Below are 18,582 nucleotides of genomic sequence, written 5' to 3'. Positions count from 1 at the left end.
TCGTTGCTCGGGTGATGCCGGCGACGTTAGAAAGGCGATCTGAAATCAACCTGAAGAGCGGCCCTCAGTGCCCATATCTTCAGGTTTGGTTCAGAAATCCGCGGGCGACGTCAGCGGACGACGGCCGGTTCTGGGGAGGGCGTGGCGGTGTGCGCCTTACGGCGGTGGTGGCGCCGGAACTGGCGGATCTCGACGATCAGCCCGGTCAGCCCCAAGGCGCCGGTGCACAGCGACACCAAAAGCAGCAGCGGGCTGGGGTGGCTGGCGAGGGCGTCACCGAGGATCACCACGGCCGCGGTGCCAGGCAGCAAACCCGCCAGCGTTGCCAACGTGTACGGCACAGCCCGCACCGCCGAGGCGCCGGCGGCGTAGTTGATCGCCGAAAACGGTACGGCGGGGATCAACCTCAGCGAGAAGACCGCGAGCCAGCCGCGTTCGCGCAGGCGCTCGTCGACCGTGTCGATCGCGCGGTGGCGAACCAGGCGGTTGAGCTGCCACCCGGCCGCGCGCACCAGCAGCATCGCGATCACCGCGCTCGCGGTGCTGGCGGTCACCGCGATGGCGATCCCCAGCGGGGGGCCGAACAGCAGCCCGGCGGCCAGGGTGAACGCGGTGCGGGGCACCGGCACCACGGTGACCACGATGTGCGCGGCGAGGAACGCCAACGGGAACCAGGGGCCGACCGACTCGGCCCAATCCCGCATCTGCACCGGCGTCGGCAGGGGAAGCCAGGTGGCCACCACGATCAGGACTGTGATACCGACCACTGTCGCGACCGTCCGGGGCCCGGACAGCCGACGTGCCCTCGCGCCCACGACGCAGCCGGCGTCGCGGAGTCTTCGGGTGATTTTGCAGGTGGCGGAAGCCGTCACGGCTGTCAAGGTTACGGGGCGGAGGAGGATAAGTCCTTTCAGAAGCCTGGCGTTTCCTTGCCGCACTCGGCCGGGACGCCCCGACCACCGGTGCGCGCGGTTTTTTGCGGGGAGGCCCCATCAATTAGCCTCGTTAGCAAGTGGCGGAGCCCCATTTGCAGGGATAAAGGGAGCAATCGGTGTCCATTGATGTACCCGAGCGCGTCGGACTGGAACAGGTTCGCGGGCGTTGGCGCACTGCGGTCGCGGGTGTGCTGTCGAAGAGCTCGCGCAAGGATCCCGAGCAACTGGGTGACGAGCCCGAACGGCTGCTGGAAAGCCCGACTTACGACGGGATCGCGGTTCGGGCGCTCTACACCGCCCTCGACGAGCTGCCCGAACCGGCGCTGCCCGGCGAGTGGCCCTACGTGCGTGGCGGCGACGCGGCGCGCGACGTCGACGCCGGCTGGAAGGTCGCCGAGGCGTTCCCCGCGCCGGGCTGCGACGACCCCAACGCCGCGGTGCTGTCCGCCCTCACCGACGGGGTCAGCGCGCTGCTGCTCCGGATAGGAAAGTCGGGGGTGTCGGCCGGCGAGATCGGGCAGCTGCTCTCGGGCGTGTACCTGGACCTGGTTCCGGTGATCCTCGACGCGGGCGCCGACTACGCCGAGGCCAGCGACGCCCTGCTGGCGTTGGTCGACCGGGTGGACGACGACAAGCGCGGCGCCCTGTCGATCGACCTTGGCGCGGACCCGCTGACCGCGTCGCTGAGCGGCCGGGAATCCCCGTCCACGGAACAAGTGGTGGCCGTGGCCACGCGGGTGGCCGGGAGCCACGGCGTGCGAGCGATCACCGTCGACGGTCCCGCCTTCCACAACCTGGGCGCCAACGCGAGCTGGGAGCTGGCCGGCAGCGTCGCGGCCGGGGTGGCCTACCTGCGTCTGCTCACCGAGGCCGGGGTTCCGGTCGGCCAGGCGCTACGGCAGATCAGCTTCCGGCTGGCCGCCGACGACGACCAGTTCACCACCATCGCCAAGTTCCGGGCCGCACGTCAGCTGTGGGCGCGCGTTGCCGAGGTGGTCGGCGAGCCGGACGCCGGCGCGGCGCTGGTGCACGCCCAGACGTCGCTGCCGATGATGACCCAGCGCGACCCGTGGGTGAACATGCTGCGCGGCACGGTGGCCGCGTTCGGCGCGGGCGTCGGCGGCGCCGACACCGTGCTGGTATTGCCGTTCGACGTGGCCATCCCCGGCGGTTTTCCCGGCGTAGGCGCCGGCTTCGCACGCCGCATCGCCCGCAACACGCAGCTGCTGCTGCTGGAGGAGTCGCACGTCGGGCGGGTGCTGGATCCGGCCGGCGGGTCCTGGTACGTCGAGGACCTCACCGAGCAGTTGGCGCAGCGGGCGTGGCAGCAGTTCCAGGCCGCTGAAGAATGGGCGGAGCGCGGCGGGTTCGCCGCCGCCCGCGACTACATCACCGAGCAGATCGCCGAGGTCGCCGCGCGGCGCGCCGACGACATCGCGCATCGCCGCACCGCGATCACCGGTGTCAACGAATACCCGAACCTCGAGGAACCGCCTTTAACGCAGGCCGAGACGCAGGTTGAGCCGCAAGAGGATTCGCCATCCGGCGTCCGACGCTACGCGGCAGAGTTCGAGGCGCTGCGGAACCGTTCCGACGCCTTCCTGGCGCGCACGGGTTCGCGCCCCAAGGCGCTGCTGCTGCCACTCGGCCCCTCGGCCGAGCACAACATTCGGACGACGTTCGCGGCCAACCTGCTGGCGTCGGGCGGCATCGAGGCGATCAACCCGGGGCCGGTGGACGCCGCCGGGGTCGGGGCCGCGGTGGCCGGCGCGGATTCGACGGTGGCGATTATCTGCGGCACCGACAAGCGGTATCACGACGAGGCCTCGGGCGTCGTCGAGGCGGCCCGAAGCGCCGGTGCGGAGAGGGTCTATCTGGCGGGCCCGGAGAAGGCGCTGAGCGAGCTGGACGACGCCGCACCCCGGCCGGACGAGTACCTGACCGCGAAAATCAATGCGGTGCAAGCCATGTCGAACCTGCTCACCCGGTTGGGAGCGTAGCGCCATGACGATGACCACACCCGCGATCGGTAGCTTCGCCGAGGTCCCGCTGCACGGTAATCGCAAAGTGCCGCCGGCCACCGAGGCAGCCCTGCAAAAGTACGACGCCGCGGATTGGCACACCCCCGAAGGCATCGACGTCAAACCGGTGTACATCGCCGCCGACCGCGCCGCCGCGGCGGCCGAGGGCTATCCGCTGAACAGTTTCCCGGGCGAGCCCCCATTCGTGCGCGGCCCTTATCCGACGATGTACGTCAACCAGCCCTGGACTATTCGCCAATACGCGGGGTTCTCCACGGCGGCGGATTCCAACGCCTTCTACCGTCGCAACCTCGCCGCCGGCCAGAAGGGCTTGTCAGTCGCCTTCGACCTGGCCACCCACCGTGGCTACGACTCCGACCACCCCCGCGTTCAGGGCGACGTCGGAATGGCCGGTGTGGCAATCGATTCCATCCTCGACATCCGCCAGCTGTTCGACGGCATCGACCTGTCGGCGGTGTCGGTGTCGATGACCATGAACGGCGCCGTGCTGCCGATCCTGGCGCTGTACGTGGTAGCCGCCGAGGAGCAGGGGGTGCCGCCGGAGAAATTGGCCGGCACCATCCAGAACGACATCCTCAAAGAGTTCATGGTGCGCAACACCTACATCTATCCGCCCAAGCCGTCGATGCGCATCATCTCCGACATCTTCGCCTACACCAGCGCCAAGATGCCCAAGTTCAACTCCATCTCGATCTCCGGGTATCACATCCAAGAGGCCGGCGCGACAGCGGATTTGGAGCTGGCCTACACCTTGGCCGACGGCGTCGACTACATCAAGGCGGGCCTGGACGCCGGGCTGGACATCGACAAATTCGCACCCAGGCTGTCGTTCTTCTGGGGCATCGGCATGAACTTCTTCATGGAGGTCGCCAAGCTGCGCGCCGGGCGGCTGCTGTGGAGCGAACTCGTCGCAGGGTTCGGCGCCAAGAACCCGAAATCCCTTTCCCTGCGCACGCATTCGCAAACCTCGGGCTGGTCGCTGACCGCCCAGGACGCCTTCAACAACGTCGCGCGCACCTGCATCGAGGCCATGGCCGCCACCCAGGGCCACACGCAGTCGCTGCACACCAACGCGCTGGACGAGGCGCTCGCGCTGCCCACCGACTTCTCGGCCCGGATCGCGCGCAACACCCAGCTGCTGTTGGCGCAGGAGTCGGGCACCACCAGGCCGATCGACCCGTGGGGCGGCTCCTATTACGTGGAGTGGCTCACTCATCGGCTCGCGCAAGCGGCCCGCGGCCACATGGCCGAGATCGCCGAGCACGGCGGCATGGCCCAGGCCATCGACGACGGCATCCCCAAGATGCGCATCGAGGAGGCGGCCGCGCGCACCCAGGCGCGCATCGACTCGGGCCAGCAGCCCGTGATCGGGGTCAACAAGTACCAGGTCGACGAGGACCAGGAAATCGAGGTGCTCAAGGTCGAGAACAGCCGGGTGCGGGCCGAGCAGCTGGCGAAACTGCGCGAGCTGCGGGCCGGCCGGGACCAGGCGGCCGTCGACGCCGCGCTGGCCGAGCTGTCCCGCGCGGCGGCCGCGCACGGTCGCGCGGGCGAAGATGGGCTGGGCAACAACCTGCTGGCGCTGTCCATCGACGCCGCCCGGGCCAAGGCCACCGTGGGCGAGATTTCCGACGCGTTGGAGAAGGTATATGGCCGTCACCAGGCGGAGATCCGTACCATCGCCGGGGTCTACCGTCACGAAGCCGGAAAGGCAACCAACATCGCAAGCGCCACGGAATTGGTCCAGAAATTCGCCGAGGCCGACGGTCGCCGGCCCAGGATTCTGGTGGCCAAAATGGGCCAGGACGGCCACGACCGTGGGCAGAAGGTGATCGCGACGGCGTTCGCCGACATCGGGTTCGACGTCGACGTCGGGTCGCTGTTCTCCACGCCCGAGGAGGTGGCGCGCCAGGCCGCCGACAACGACGTGCACGTCGTCGGGGTGTCGTCGCTGGCCGCCGGCCATCTGACGCTGGTGCCGGCGCTGCGCGACGCGCTGGCTGCGGTGGGACGGCCCGACATCATGATCGTGGTCGGCGGCGTCATCCCGCCGGGCGACTTCGACGAGCTGTACGCCGCCGGGGCCACCGCCATCTTCCCGCCGGGGACAGTGATCGCCGACGCCGCGATCGGCCTGCTGCACAAGCTTGCCGAGCGGCTTGAATACAAGCTCGATTAGCCGCCCATTTACCAATTGCGTTGGTAATCATGGATTGTCACCGGCGCGCCCGAATCATCGCCCGATGGGGGGCTGCGATGCATTCATATTCGGCCATTGAGCGACGGATATCGCGAATTTTGTAAGCCGTTCTACCGTTTTACCATCGCAGTTCTTTGGGCCAAATGGTCACATTCTCTACCGCGCTGACCCGGCATGGGCTATTCTCCGGCTAACCTTTGTCGGGAAAGGTGCCTTTATGCCGGTGTCGGCCATTTCCACCTATCCGGCGGACCACTTAATTCCGCATCGATACCCGTACCTTACCGGCAGGCTCCCGTGGGCTTACGCACTCACCTCGGCCTGGGTGATCGGCTGGGTTATCGCCCACATGTATTTCCAGCGGGTTGTCTTTTCCAACGATTTATGGTGGTTGCAGTACTACGTCGGCAGTTACGCACCGGGATTCGTTCGACGCGGGCTCGGGGGTGAACTGATCCGCATCTTCGCGCCCGGCCACTACTTCACCGCCGCGTATGCGATCCTGTGGGCGTCCATCGTGGTCTGGTTGACCGCCCTCGCCGTGCTGACGTGGCGGATTTTTACCAGTGGAGCCCGGTCTCAGCGCAGGGCAATGCTTGCCCTCCTGGTTCCGGTCCTGCCCTTCTCGCTTTCCTATGCCATCTACAGCCCACATCCCGAACTCTTCGGCATGACCGCGCTGTTGGCCTATACCGTTTCCCTCACCGCGGTGAGAACCTCCCGCGCCAGAATGAGCCTCAGCGCCCTGTATGGAATCGGGATAGCCGTGCTGGCCCTGATGCACGAGGCGATTCCGCTCGAGTTCGCGCTCGGAGCGGTATTGGCGATCGTCGTGCTCGCGAAGGATTCGACGCGTGCCACCCAGCGAATGTGCGCCGTCTTGGCGGTCGGTCCGGGGATCGTATCGACCCTGTTGGTCGCCGCGCTGGGGCGCCGCGATGTCGCGGCGCAAATTTGTGCCCAAGTCCCGCACGGGATGATCGAGCATCCGTGGGGCGTTTCGACAACGCCGCAGAAAGCGCTCGACTACATGCTCGGTCGGGTCGAGAGCCGCACGGATTTTCACGACTTCATGTGCGCTAAAGTCATACCGATTTTCGACTCCGACACGGCCGGCGCCGTCTACATGGTTTTACAGTGGGGTTTCTTCCCGCTGCTCGGCGCCTTCGTCCTCGGGGTGGTGTACTTCGCCGGCACGGCATGGACAATTCGCTATTTCTCCGGTGTTCCGATCCGTGTTTTCCTCGGCGAATTACGCCATAATCTCGTGCTGCCGTTGCTCGGGGCGGCATTGGTGGTTCCGCTCTTTGTCACCGCCGTCGATTGGACTCGGTGGTGGATCTTGATCACCTTCGACGTGGCCGCCGTGTACTTCCTCTACGCGATCAAGCGGCCGGAGATCGAGCAGGCGCCGTCTAGGCGAAGCGTGCTGCTGTTCGTGTACATCGTCGTCGCGCTGGCGTTGCTTCCGACCGGGGCCGCGAACAACGTCGGCGTATGGAGCGTGCACCTTTTCTGAGCCGATGGCCCTATACGCTGGGGGATCGTGTCGGGAATCGAGGCATTGGCCGAGGCGGTCCGTAATGGCGATCGCGCGGCGCTGCCGCGGGCGATCACGCTGCTGGAATCCACCCGCGCCGACCATCGGGAGAAAGCGCAGCAGCTGCTGCTGGAGCTGATGCCACACTCGGGCAACGCGCGCCGCGTCGGCATCAGCGGGACGCCCGGGGTGGGCAAGTCCACCAGCATCGAGGCGCTCGGCATGTACCTGATCGAGCGGGACCATCGGGTGGCCGTGCTGGCCGTCGACCCGTCGTCGACCCGCACCGGCGGCTCGATCCTGGGCGACAAGACCCGGATGGCCCGCCTGGCGGTGCACCCGGACGCCTACATCCGTCCGTCCCCGACGTCAGGCACGTTAGGCGGGGTGGCCAAGGCCACGCGGGAAACCATCGTTCTGCTGGAGGCCGCCGGGTTCGACGTCATACTCGTCGAGACCGTCGGCGTCGGCCAGTCCGAGGTGGCCGTGGCAAACATGGTGGACACTTTCGTGTTGCTGACCCTGGCGCGCAGCGGCGATCAGCTGCAGGGCATCAAGAAGGGCGCGCTGGAGCTGGCCGACATCGTCGTGGTCAACAAAGCCGACGGGGAGCACCTGCCCGAGGCGCGCAAGGCCGCGCGCGAGCTGTCCGCGGCGATCAGGCTGATCCACCCGGGCGAAACGCTCTGGCGGCCACCGGTTCTCACGATGAGCGCGACCGAGGGCACCGGCCTGGCCGAGCTCTGGGACACGATCGAGCGCCATCGCCGGGTGCTATCCGAAGCCGGGGAACTCGACGAGCGCCGCCGGGCCCAGCAGGTCGACTGGACCTGGCAGATGGTCCGCGACACGGTGCTGGACCGGGTGATGTCCAACCCGGGCGTCCGCAAAATCCGCGCCGACCTGGAACGGCAGGTCAAGGCGGGGGAGCTGACCCCCGCGCTGGCGGCCCAGCAAATCCTCAAGGCCGCGTCCGCCTAACGGAAAGGTAACTTAGCCTCCGTTTTCCCGGCGGAAGGTATGAAATCCAAGTAAATTCGATAGCGTGACGATGGAGTCTCGGGTCGCTCGCCGCGCGGTCCCTGTACAGGATGGCCCTGACGCAGGCCATCGTGTGTCCGGCGCGGCGGACCCCCATTTTGCGTGCGTCGTTCGCGCCTTCTCCACGATGTTCCCGGCCCGCCGGTTCGGCGGCGGGGCGCTGGCCGTCTACGTCGACGGCCAGCCCGCGGTCGACGTGTGGACCGGCTGGGCGGACCGGGGCGGTCAGGTGCCGTGGTCGGCCGACACCGCCCCCATGGTGTTCTCGGCAACCAAGGGCATGGCCGCCACGGTCATCCACCGGCTCGCCGACCGTGGGCTCATCGACTACGAGGCTCCCGTCGCCGAGTACTGGCCGGACTTCGCCGCCAACGGCAAAGCCGAGCTCACCGTGCGCGAGGTGATGAGGCACGCCGCCGGCCTGTCGGGCCTGCGCGGCGCCACGCAGGAAGACTTGTTCGATCACCTCGTGATGGAGCAGCGGCTGGCGGCCGCCCCGCCGGGGCGCCTGCTGGGCAAGTCCGCCTATCACGCGCTGACATTCGGCTGGCTGATGTCCGGTCTCGGCCGGGCGGTGACCGGTAAAGGCATGCGCGCGCTGATCCGTGAAGAACTCGCCGAGCCGCTGGGCACCGACGGCATGCACCTGGGCCGCCCGCCGGCCGAGTCGCCGACGCGGGTGGCCCAGATCATCACGCCGCAGAACTTGGTGGGCAACCCGGTCCTGTCCTACGTGACGCGCAAGGTCGCCAACGAGCTGTCCGGGGGATGGCGGTCCATGTACTTCCCCGGCATGATCGCCGCCGTCCAGGGCGAGATGCCGATGCTGGACGCCGAAATCCCGGCGGCCAACGGGGTGGTGACGGCCCGCGCGCTGGCCCGGATGTACGGCGCGATCGCCAACCACGGGGAGATCGACGGCATCCAGTTCCTGTCCCGTGAACTCGTCGCGGGCCTGACCGGCCGGCGGAGCCTGCGGCCGGACCGAAACCTGTTCGTGCCGTTGGCTTTCCACCTCGGCTACCACAGCCTGCCGTATGCCAATGTGATGCCCGGCTTCGGTCACGTCGGACTGGGCGGTTCGCTTGGCTGGGCCGACCCTGCCCAAGGTGTGGCGTTCTCGCTGGTGCACAACCGGCTGCTGACGCCGTTCGTGATGACCGATCACGCGGCGTTCGTCGGCATCTACAAGCTGATCCGCGACGCCGCCGCGAAGGTACGGAAGCGCGGGCTGCAGCCGGTGACCGAGTTCGGGGCGCCCTTCTCGGAGCCGGGAGCCGTCGCCGGCTAGGGCTGGCTGACCTCGGAATCTTCCAGGCGGAAGCCGACTTTCATCGTCACCTGGACGTGTCCGACGGCCCCGTCGACCAGGTGGCCACGGATCGAGTCCACCTCGAACCAGTCCAGGCCGCGCATGGTCTGCGACGCCCGCGCCAGACCGCTGCGGATGGCGGCGTCGACCCCGTCGGGCGAGGATCCAACGATCTCGATCACGCGGTAGGTGTGATTGCTCATAGCGATCCCTCCGGGGGGCTCCCACTGAAAACTCCGACTTCGGACACGTCAATCTCGTACGCTCCCATAATCGGGATTCAGATAGGTAGGTATTCGCCCTCGTCGTCGTCCGAACCTTGGGTCGGGTTGGGCGGGGCGCGCAGCGGCGGCGGGCAGGTCGGAAGTCGGCTGGCGTTTGGGTTTACGAACGCGGCGTACTTCGGGGTTCCACGGCAGCATAAAGCCGCGATCTGCGATGCGCCTGGCGCGAAAACGTCGGTCGCCAGGGCTGCTTGGCTAGGGGGTCAGTTGTCAAATGGGTGAGCAGGTTGAGAGTTATTCGGCCCTCGGCCTACAACATCGCACTGCGGCGACAGATGAAAATGGACGGACCCCTTCTGTACCACCGGACCCATCACTTGGAAAACGACGGCAGAAGGGCACGTTTGCCTTAGTGGCCGCAATCAGTTGCGTTGTCTTCGGCGCCAAGCTGGCCACCATTTCGGCCCTCGGTTCGCCGATGCCCTTCTACGATCAGTGGTACGGGGAAGCAGCGAACCTGTACTCGCCGTACCTGAAGGGCGCACTGTCCTGCGCCAACCTGTTCGCCCCGCACAATGAACACCGCATCTTTGTGTTCCGGTTGTTCGCACTCTTACATTTGGAACTCGCGGGCGAGTGGAATACACGCCTCGAGATGATCCTGGGCGCGATCGTCCATACCGCGACGATCATCTGGCTTTCGGCATTGCTGCTGCCCTTGGTCGCGGTGCGATGCCGCGTACTCCTGGCGGGTTTCATCGCACTTCTGTTTGCGCTTCCAATTGGCTACGAGAACACACTGTCGGGGTTTCAGAGCCAGGTCTACCTCGCGCTGTTCTTCGGCATCGCGGCCCTGGTCGCCTTCGCCTTCGCGCGCCCGTTCTCCGTGCGCTGGTTTTGCGGATTGGCCGCCGCGATCCTCAGTTACTTCTCGTTTGCGACAGGCGTGGCCGCCGTTCTCGCGGCGGGCGCGCTCGTGAGCTTGCAGTTGGCAACCAAAGCCAGAAGACGGGGCGGCCGGGAGTTCGCCGGCGTCGCCGTCCTGGCATCGATCGGTCTGGCGATGATCGGATGGTCGGTCTCGTCCGCCCATCCGACGAGCACCACTCCGTGGACGTTTATCCAGGGATTGCTCCTGGTCGGCGGCCAGTCGATCGTCGGATTGGTCCCGGTGGTCTGGTTTTGCCTGCACACGCTGAAGCGGCGACCGGACCTGTCCGATCGGGCCTGGGTCGCGGTCGGAATCGGCGGGTGGCTCTGCATCCAGCTGGTGCTCCTGGCCTACGGCCGTGGAGCCTCGGTCGCGGTGCGGTATCTCGACATCGTCCTGCTGGTCTATCCCGTTGCGCTGATGGCGATGTTCGCGCTCTTCGACGGGGCGCGGGTCGCACGGTTCGGCCGGTACGCGAAACCGGCCGCCGTCGCGTGGGTGTTCGTTGTCGCCGCCGGGGCCGCGGCGACGGGCTGGATATCCGTGATCGGGGCGATCGGGTGGGGCGAATCGGCACACCAACAGGAGGTCGACGTCCAGGCCTACCTCACCACCCGGAACGTCGACGAGCTCAAAGCAAAGGGCGGGCACGGCCAGATGTTCGACCTTTCCTACCCGCACCCGCAACAGCTGGCACAAACTTTGGAAGATCGAGATATCAGGGCGATACTGCCGCACCAATTCCGACCTGCCGACGCCGACAACGCCGGAGTTCGCAACCGTTTGCTGCTCAGGGGACGACTCGCGAGCGGCACGGCTACGACGGTTCACCTCGTACTTGCGCTAGCCCCCGTATTGCTGGCGCTGGGAATCGGTTTATTCTTCGCGGCCGGCGCGCGATGGAGCCTGCAAACCCAGCGTCAGTGACCGCGGATGCCGTTGGCTTCCGCCGGGATTCGGCCGGAGCGACGGATGGAGTCCAAAGGCGTCGCCCAGGACCGGCGTCCCGAAATTACGACCGTGTTGCCGCGTGCGCCGTCTGCGAGTCGCGGAACCACCGATCCAGGATCAGGAAGCGGCCGACCCACACGACGCCGAACCCCAGCACCTGCACCGAGAACACGGCAGCACCATGGATGGCCGTGGTGTCACCGGCCATCGCGTCATCGACTAGAGAAGTGAAAAGCGTTGCCAGTGACACCGCCAGCATCACGACCAGCCAGAACACGATCACCTGTCTGCGCAGGTTCTCCGCCGACGTCGCCCGCCAGACGAAGTGCTTGTTAGCGAAGAAGTTGGGAACGGTGACGATGGCCGCCGCGAGGAGCGACGCGGCGGTGTAGCTATTGAGCCACACCCCCATCACCTGGATCAGGCCCTGGCCGATAGGCAGAAAGGCGGCCGCTACGGCTGCGTAGCGTAGCTTCTTGCGCGTTTCGACCGTGTGGGCGTTCGCGACGGAGCCCCCCAGGAGCTGCATGGTGAGCAAAGTACTCGGGGACTCGTCGCCGCGGGCTGAAATTGGCGGAACTCACGCGGTGAATGGCTTTCGGCGTTAGCCAGGTCCTCGGCGGTAACGTACGTCGAAGGTCATTCACATACTTTTCAGACGAAATTCAGCCGGTGGCATACTCGAGCCGTTGCCAGAGGCGCTGCGCCTCAAGGCTTCCGACGCTGTCGGACAGTCGGGAGCTCCGGCCTGGGTTGATATTTTCCCGAAACGCCGCGTGGTGGCCCGAGATCTCGTACGCTCCAACCAACGGAACCACGTTAGCAATACGAACTTGTGGTTGTTCAACCCGTGGGGGGCTTGAAGCAAGGAGCGGAGGGGCTTTCGAATGGCAGCTCAAACCGATCAACGCATCTGCATTATCGGCGGCGCCGGGCACGTCGGGCTGCCGCTGGCGCTCGTGCTTGCGGACGAGGGTTTCCACGTCGACATTCTCGACACGAACACCACAGCGCTGAAAACGATCATGGCCGGCCGAATGCCATTCGTCGAGAACGGGGCCCAGGATCTGCTTAAGCGGCTGTTGCCGACCGGCCGTATCTCGGCAACGACCGATTCGTGGGCGGTCAGGAATTCCGACATCGTGATCTGCGTCGTCGGGACGCCGGTGGACGAGTATCTGACACCGCAGGCGCACACCTTCTTCCGCATCATCGACGAGATCAGTCCGTACTTTCACGACGGACAGACGCTCATCTTGCGGAGCACCGTTTACCCAGGACTAAGCCAGCGCGTCCACGACTTGTTCTCCGAGCGCGGGGTTGGCGTTCACGTCACTTTTTGCCCCGAGCGCATCGCGCAGGGTCACTCCATCCGTGAGCTGCGCGAGATTCCGCAGATCATCAGCGGGTTCGACGAGGAAGGGTGTCGGATCGTTCGCGAGCTCTTCTCGCGGATAACCCCCGAGATCATCGAGGTAGAGCCGCAGGAAGCCGAGCTGGCCAAGTTGTTCTGCAACGCTTACCGCTACATCCAGTTCGCGGTCGCCAATCAGTTCTACCTGCTCAGCCGTGAGGCCGGGCTCGACTTCGACCGCATTCATCACGCGGCGACATACCAGAACAAGCGCGTCGACAGCCTGCCCAGGGCCGGGCTGGCGGCGGGCCCGTGCCTGTTGAAGGACACCATGCAGCTTGCGGGGTTCAGCAACAACAACTTCATGCTGGGACACGCGGCCATGCTGATCAACGAGGGCCAGCCCCAGTTCATCGTCAACATGCTCAAGCGCCGGGTTGATCTGCGCAACAAGACCGTTGGCCTGCTCGGCATGACGTTCAAGGCGGACTGTGATGACACGCGCGACTCGCTCAGCTTCAAACTCCGGCACCTCCTGATGCTCGAGGCCAAGCAGGTGATGCTGCACGATCCGTTCCTGGACGGCCCGGAGTACTACGCACTCGATGTCGTGTTGGGCCGCGCCGATGTCATCGTCATCGGCGTGCCGCACTCGATCTACCGCGGTCTGCAGATTCCGGAAGACAAGATTGTCGAGGATGTCTGGGGTTGCCTGGAGGTCAAGCAGGCTGAAGCGGACGCGCCGAACGGAGCCTCGTTGGCGACGCTGAGCATGGGAAACCCGGCCCCGTGAAAGTTCTCGTCACTGGCAGCGCGGGATTCATCAATGGGTACGTTGTCGACGAGCTGCTGCGCGCGGGCCACGAGGTCGTCGGCGTCGACAATTACTCGAAATATGGGAAGGTCAAGAAAAGCTACGACGATCACCCGCGGTATCACTTCGTCGAGGGCGACGTCAAAGACCTGAACCTGATGTTCCAGCTGATCGAGGGCTGCGAGCAGATGGTGGCCAGCGCGGCCCGCATCGGCGGCATAACCTATTTCCACGAGTACGCCTACGACCTGTTGGCCGAGAACGAACGCATCGCCGCCGCCCATTTCGACACCGCCATCTACGCGTACCGCAAGGGCTGGCTCAAGAAGATCAATGTGATCAGTTCGTCGATGGTGTTCGAAAACGCCACCGTCTTCCCCACGCCGGAGAAGCACATCACCGAATGCCCGCCTCCGACAAGCACTTACGGCTTTCAGAAGCTGGCCTGTGAGTATTTCGCGCATGGTGCCTATGAGCAGTATGGCCTTCCGTACACGATCATCCGCCCGTTCAACTGTGTGGGGACCGGCGAACAGCGGGCACTGGGTGGGCGCGAAATCCCAAGCGGTAATGTCAAACTCGCCATGAGTCACGTCGTGCCGGACCTCGTTCAGAAGGTGGCGAAGGGTCAGGACCCGCTACGCATCCTCGGCGACGGCACCCAGGTGCGGCACTACACCTACGGCGGTGACCTGGCCCGCGGCATTCGGACCTGCATGGAGCATCCGGCCGCGCTGAACGGGGACTTCAACCTCTCGACGCCCGAACCGACCACGGTGTTGGAGCTGGCGGAGGCGATCTGGAAGAAGATGCGTCCGGGCACTCCGTTTCGCTATGAAAGCGACCCGCCGTTCGAGCACGACGTCCAGTTACGCTCACCGGACGTTCACAAGGCTTCCGAGGTTCTCGGCTTCGAGGCGGTGACAACGCTCGATGCCATGCTGGACGAGGTCATTCCCTGGATCGTCGACGCCGTCCAGGCCGGGACCATCTGACGTGGATTGTTTTGCCACCATTGGAACGTGATGCACATCGCGGGTGAACCCGACCTCCAGCAGCTCTATCGCAATCGCTTCGGTCATGCCCGCGAGTCGCGGTCGGCCATCTGGGCGGTATTGGTGCGGGACTTCTTCCAGGCGTGGATCAGCCGCAGCGACACGGTGGTAGACCTCGGCTGTGGCTACGGCGAGTTCCTGAACCACGTGCATGCGGCGCATCGGATCGGGATCGATCTGAACCCGGACAGCGCGGCCATGCTCGATCCCGAGGTCGAGTTCCATCACGGCCGAGCCGACGACCTCGGGTTCCTCGAGGAGGATTCGGTCGACGTCGTCTTCACGAGCAACTTCTTGGAGCACATGCGGGGCAAAGATGACGTCGAGCGGACCATCGCCGAGGCGCGTCGGGTGCTCAAGCCGGGCGGGCATCTCATCGCGATGGGGCCGAATATCCGTCTGGTCCCGGGTGCCTATTGGGATTTCTGGGATCACACCGTGCCGATCAGCGATCGCTCCCTGATCGAACTGCTGGAGGCCTCCGACTTCGAGATCGTGGAGAGCTACGACCGGTTCATGCCGTACACGGCGTCGTCGTCGTTGCCGCAGGTTCCGATTTTGGTGCGCCTGTATCTGCTTTTTAAGCCGGCGTGGCGAATCTTGGGCAAGCAGTTCGTGATTCGCGCTCGCAAGCCCGGACCTGGATCGGAGACGGGCGATCAGCGTCTGGTGAGTGTGGTAATCCCGGTCTACAACGAGGGCGGGAACATTCAGGTCTGCATCAGGAGGCTTACCGAGGCGTTGGCGGAGACCCCGCACGAACTGCTCGTCTGTTACGACTTCGATGAGGACGACACGCTGCCGGCGCTGGCCGCCATGCCCGACAGGCCCGCCACCGTCCGGTTGGTTCGCAACTCGATCGGAAAGGGTGTGGCGAATGCGCTGATCGCCGGCTTCGCGGCCGCGCGTGGTGACGTCGTGGTCACGAGCATGGCAGACCTGTCGGATCCGCCCTCGGCGATTCCCTTGATGGCGGCCAAGATTCGTGAAGAGGGTGCAGCTGTGGTCAGCGGGTCGCGGTATATGCGCGGCGGTAGCCAGCGCGGGGGCCCCAGGTTGAAGACGCTGATGTCACGGACGGCGGGGCTCAGCCTCCATTACGTGGGCGGCATTGCGACTCATGACGCAACGACGAACTTTCGCGCCTACAGCCGCCGTTTTCTCGACGAGGTTCCGGTGGAGAGTGAGCGGGGGTTCGAGGTGGGGCTGGAGCTCACGACGAAGGCGCACCTTTTGGGTTATCGGGTCGATGAAGTCCCGAGCAGCTGGGAGGACCGAACCGCCGGCACAAGCAGGTTCGACCTGGTCGGCTGGTTGCCTTCTTATCTGCATTGGTATGGATTGGCGATGCGGGGCCCCATGCTGCGGTGGACGGGCGGCGGGCTGGCATCGCTCGGGGCGCTTGGGTTGCTGCGGCGGTATAGGGGAGGCGATCTTCGGCGGGGGACGCGAAAGAAATTGTCGCCACGATGAATCTGGATTGACCGGGGGACGTCATTCGATGGGCGAACAGGACGAATTGGTACTCGACCCAGCAGGCGGAAGCTCCCAACCCGAGCCGACCGCGCCTGCTGCCGACGATCGTGGCGAGACCACCGCGCAGCCCGCGAACGCACCCGTGGAGAAACCGCAACGCCCGAGAGGCATGGTGGCGATTATGGCGGCGGTCGCCTGCACGGTCGCCGGTTCCAGGCTGATTGTCATTTGGGCGCTCGGTTCGCCGGTGCCGTTGTTGGATCAGTGGAATGGGGAAGGCCAGAAAGTCTACGGACCTTATCTCCGGGGGACACTGTCCTTCGCCGACCTCTTCGCCCCGCACAATTCACACCGTATTTTCATTTTTCGGCTGCTCTCGCTGGCCCATCTCGAGCTGGCCGGCGAGTGGAACACACGCCTGGAGATGATTTTCGGTGCGCTCGCGCTCACCGCCGTGGCCACCTGGCTCGCGGCCTTGCTGATGCCCCTCGTCGCGCCGCAATGCCAGTTGCTTCTGGCCTGTTTCGTCGCATTCGTGTTTGCGTTTCCGATCGGCTACGAGAACGCGCTATCCGGGTTTCAGTCAATGGTGTACATCTCGTTGCTTTTTGCCGTCGCGGCGCTGGTTGCTTTCGCCACCGCGGAAGCGTTCTCCTTACGATGGTTCGGTGGATTGGTGGCCGCGGTCCTCAGTTGCCTTTCTTTCGCGTCAGGTGTGTCCACCGTTCTGGCTGTCGGTTTACTGGTGGGGCTGCAGCTGGCGACCAGGGTCAGGAAGCGCAGCGGTCGTGAGCTCGCCGCCGTCGTCGTTATTGCATCAACCGCTGTGGCGACGATCCTCTGGGAGGCATCGGACGCGAACCCGTTGTCCACTCCGCGGACCTTCATCGAGGGATTGGTCCTGTTCACCGCGAGGATCATCCTTCCGATGATCCCGACGGTTTGGTTCTGTTGGCACACGCTTATGACGCGCCCGGCGATCTCTGACCGCGCCTGGGCAGCAGTAGGAATCGCTGGGTGGGTTGTCATCCAGGTTGTACTACTCGCATACGGTCGTGGAAACCTCGTGGCGCCACGCTATTTGGACATGCTCCTGCTCGCCTACCCACTCGGGCTGGTGGGCGTGCTAACCCTTGCTGGCCAAGCGCAAGCCAGGCGGCCCGGCCGAGTCGCGAGATCCTTGACTGCGACGTACGTGTTCTTCCTCGTAGCGATCGTCGCAGCGATGGGCAACGTGGGAGTGCTCGGGTCGATCAAATGGTCTGAAGCGGCACGCCAACAGGAAGTCGAGGTGAAGGCCTATCTCGCCACCAACGACCTTGACCATCTCAAACCAAAGGACGGCCCGGGTCTTGAGGCGCAACTCTATTTCCCCCCGCAGCAGCTCGCCGAGATTCTGGCAGACCCGGATGTCAGGGCGGTCCTGCCGCCAGAATTCCGTCCCCCTGGCGCCGACATCGCAACGGCGCGAAACCGTATGTGGCTGAAGGGATCTCTCGCTGAGGGGACGGCCGCCGCGGTTCACGTCATACTTTCGATCGGGCCCGTGTTGCTGGCGTTGGGGGTCAGCTTGTTCTTCGCCGTCGCAGCGCGACGGAGCCTTGCAGGTGCTGAGCGTGATGCTGTGGTGAACGCTGGGCCCTAGGTAACCCGATCACCCGCACTCGACGGGCTTGGGCGCCCTGCCCCTTCGAATACCGAAGTCTGGCCGGTGGGATCGACGCGGACCAAACGTCCCCGGCTGCCGTCTAGACGTCAACATGACGATCGATCGCATCCGTACGCTTCGCGATGACGGTGTCCGAGTTGGCCAAATCGAAATCCGCTCGCGGAGTAAGCGTTTAACCTGGGTCGGCCATTGTGCCTTGTGGTTCTCTCTCCGTGGTACTGCGGCCGGCTCAGCGTTGATGTGGTCCCGACCGCGCGCGGCGGGTCTGCCAGCCGTCGACGATGTGTCGTCTCAAACGGTCGAGCGTTCGGCGGGTCATCTCCAGCGCCGCCCAATGAAAGTACGACGGCAGCCGCTTCTTCAGCTCTTTGTCCTTGCGTTTACTTATCCCGGCCATGTCGTTGTAACGTGCCACGACGACGTCCATGTAGCGGGTGACGAGCGCCGGGTTGGAGAAGCAGCGGATATTGAAATCCCAGTCGGCCCACACCGGATAGCGAAGGTTGAATGGCCCGATGCCGGCGAAGAGCTCACTACGGTAGAAGATCGCCTGGTGACAGATATTCTGCTCGAAAAGCAAACGGTCGAGGTCGAAGGGGCCAGCGTACCGGGACGAGTTCGAGCGCATGATGACATCGCCATAGATGAGGTCGCTGTGATCGTGGTCGTCGAGGAATGCAGCTACATGGGCAAGCGTGTCCGCCTCGTATAAGGCGTCATCCGCACCCAAGAAAAGGAGCCAGTCACCCTTGGCCATGCTCACGCCGCGGTTCATGGCATCGTAGGCGCCCTTATCGGGGCCCGAGTGAATGACCAGACGCGTGCCGAGGCGAGAGGCGAAGCTGTTGGCGATGTCGAGGGTGGCGTCCGTCGAACCTCCGTCGACCAGCACCACCTCAAAGTCCTTGCAGGTTTGGGAAGCGATACTGTCGAGGCACCTGCGCAGCGTCGCTGCAACATTAAATGTGGGCACGATGATCGAAAACAGCGGAACCGCAGGCATTTCAGTCAATCTTCCGGCCGGAAGAAGATGCCGTC

General features: G+C 65.1%; 14 protein-coding genes. 10 read left to right on the top strand and 4 right to left on the bottom strand.

Annotated elements, in window-relative coordinates:
• Positions 1–110 precede the first annotated feature (110 nt).
• Complete coding sequence (locus N415_RS10095; RefSeq protein ID WP_068180465.1) at positions 111–872, bottom strand: TVP38/TMEM64 family protein; 762 nt, start codon at positions 870–872, stop codon at positions 111–113.
• Positions 873–1,051: 179 nt separating this feature from the next.
• On the opposite strand from N415_RS10095, the gene mutA reads away from it, so the two are divergent.
• The 5 genes from mutA to N415_RS10070 all read left to right on the top strand — a co-directional run bounded on the left by mutA (position 1,052) and on the right by N415_RS10070 (position 9,049).
• The gene (gene mutA, locus N415_RS10090) at positions 1,052–2,935 is read left to right on the top strand and encodes a methylmalonyl-CoA mutase small subunit (protein ID WP_068180462.1); all 1,884 of its coding nucleotides are present in this window, start codon (positions 1,052–1,054) and stop codon (positions 2,933–2,935) included.
• Positions 2,936–2,939: 4 nt separating this feature from the next.
• Positions 2,940–5,156, top strand: coding sequence for a methylmalonyl-CoA mutase (scpA, locus tag N415_RS10085; RefSeq protein WP_068180459.1), 2,217 nt, complete (start codon positions 2,940–2,942; stop codon positions 5,154–5,156).
• Between the two features lie 238 nt (positions 5,157–5,394).
• Entirely contained in the window at positions 5,395–6,696 is a 1,302-nt protein-coding gene (locus N415_RS10080; protein WP_068180456.1) for a hypothetical protein, read from the top strand.
• A 27-nt stretch (positions 6,697–6,723) separates the two neighbouring features.
• Entirely contained in the window at positions 6,724–7,698 is a 975-nt protein-coding gene (gene meaB / locus N415_RS10075; RefSeq protein WP_068180454.1) for a methylmalonyl Co-A mutase-associated GTPase MeaB, read from the top strand.
• A 64-nt stretch (positions 7,699–7,762) separates the two neighbouring features.
• Positions 7,763–9,049, top strand: coding sequence for a serine hydrolase domain-containing protein (locus N415_RS10070; protein ID WP_068180452.1), 1,287 nt, complete (start codon positions 7,763–7,765; stop codon positions 9,047–9,049).
• On the opposite strand, the gene N415_RS10065 is transcribed toward N415_RS10070, so the two are convergent.
• Positions 9,046–9,273 (bottom strand): dodecin, encoded by a 228-nt coding sequence (locus tag N415_RS10065; protein ID WP_068180448.1) that lies wholly within the window; start codon positions 9,271–9,273, stop codon positions 9,046–9,048. The two genes, N415_RS10070 and N415_RS10065, sit on opposite strands and share 4 nt — an antisense overlap.
• Before the next feature lie 295 nt (positions 9,274–9,568).
• Here N415_RS10065 and N415_RS10060 point away from each other — a divergent pair, with 295 nt between their 5' ends.
• Entirely contained in the window at positions 9,569–11,152 is a 1,584-nt protein-coding gene (locus N415_RS10060) for a hypothetical protein (RefSeq protein ID WP_152531315.1), read from the top strand.
• Positions 11,153–11,237: 85 nt separating this feature from the next.
• Here the strand turns inward: N415_RS10060 and N415_RS10055 are convergent, their stop codons facing one another.
• On the bottom strand, positions 11,238–11,705 hold the full coding sequence (locus tag N415_RS10055; protein ID WP_068180443.1) for a hypothetical protein: 468 nt from the start codon (positions 11,703–11,705) through the stop codon (positions 11,238–11,240).
• A gap of 358 nt (positions 11,706–12,063) precedes the next feature.
• Here N415_RS10055 and N415_RS10050 point away from each other — a divergent pair, with 358 nt between their 5' ends.
• Genes N415_RS10050 through N415_RS10035 form a run of 4 tightly spaced genes read left to right on the top strand, consistent with a single transcriptional unit; the run spans position 12,064 to position 17,520 of the window.
• On the top strand, positions 12,064–13,323 hold the full coding sequence (locus N415_RS10050) for a nucleotide sugar dehydrogenase (protein ID WP_068180439.1): 1,260 nt from the start codon (positions 12,064–12,066) through the stop codon (positions 13,321–13,323).
• Positions 13,320–14,339 carry an NAD(P)-dependent oxidoreductase gene (locus N415_RS10045; protein ID WP_068180436.1) on the top strand — a complete coding sequence of 340 codons (1,020 nt, stop codon included), beginning with the start codon at positions 13,320–13,322 and terminating at the stop codon, positions 14,337–14,339. The genes N415_RS10050 and N415_RS10045 overlap by 4 nt, the downstream gene beginning before the upstream one ends.
• A gap of 30 nt (positions 14,340–14,369) precedes the next feature.
• Positions 14,370–15,872, top strand: coding sequence for a glycosyltransferase (locus tag N415_RS10040; protein ID WP_068180435.1), 1,503 nt, complete (start codon positions 14,370–14,372; stop codon positions 15,870–15,872).
• Between the two features lie 28 nt (positions 15,873–15,900).
• Positions 15,901–17,520 carry a hypothetical protein gene (locus tag N415_RS10035; protein WP_068180432.1) on the top strand — a complete coding sequence of 540 codons (1,620 nt, stop codon included), beginning with the start codon at positions 15,901–15,903 and terminating at the stop codon, positions 17,518–17,520.
• A 253-nt stretch (positions 17,521–17,773) separates the two neighbouring features.
• Here N415_RS10035 and N415_RS10030 read toward each other — a convergent pair whose 3' ends face one another.
• A complete protein-coding gene (locus N415_RS10030) occupies positions 17,774–18,547 on the bottom strand; it encodes a glycosyltransferase family 2 protein (RefSeq protein ID WP_068180429.1) in 774 nt (257 codons plus the stop codon).
• Positions 18,548–18,582: the final 35 nt, after the last annotated feature.

The organism is Mycobacterium sp. UM_CSW (assembly GCF_000455205.1).
Lineage (GTDB): Bacteria > Actinomycetota > Actinomycetes > Mycobacteriales > Mycobacteriaceae > Mycobacterium.
The sequence above is the reverse complement of the archived record's forward strand: the minus strand, read 5'-3'. Positions and strand labels throughout refer to the sequence as shown.

Bases quoted from the DNA above. Each gene is read 5' to 3' on its own strand.
- N415_RS10065 (WP_068180448.1), bottom strand. From the start codon at position 9,273: ATGAGCAATCACACCTACCGCGTGATCGAGATCGTTGGATCCTCGCCC.
- N415_RS10030 (WP_068180429.1), bottom strand. From the start codon at position 18,547: ATGCCTGCGGTTCCGCTGTTTTCGATCATCGTGCCCACATTTAATGTT.
- N415_RS10055 (WP_068180443.1), bottom strand. From the start codon at position 11,705: ATGCAGCTCCTGGGGGGCTCCGTCGCGAACGCCCACACGGTCGAAACG.
- N415_RS10050 (WP_068180439.1), top strand. From the start codon at position 12,064: ATGGCAGCTCAAACCGATCAACGCATCTGCATTATCGGCGGCGCCGGG.
- N415_RS10080 (WP_068180456.1), top strand. From the start codon at position 5,395: ATGCCGGTGTCGGCCATTTCCACCTATCCGGCGGACCACTTAATTCCG.
- N415_RS10040 (WP_068180435.1), top strand. From the start codon at position 14,370: ATGCACATCGCGGGTGAACCCGACCTCCAGCAGCTCTATCGCAATCGC.
- scpA (WP_068180459.1), top strand. From the start codon at position 2,940: ATGACGATGACCACACCCGCGATCGGTAGCTTCGCCGAGGTCCCGCTG.
- N415_RS10035 (WP_068180432.1), top strand. From the start codon at position 15,901: ATGGGCGAACAGGACGAATTGGTACTCGACCCAGCAGGCGGAAGCTCC.
- N415_RS10060 (WP_152531315.1), top strand. From the start codon at position 9,569: ATGGGTGAGCAGGTTGAGAGTTATTCGGCCCTCGGCCTACAACATCGC.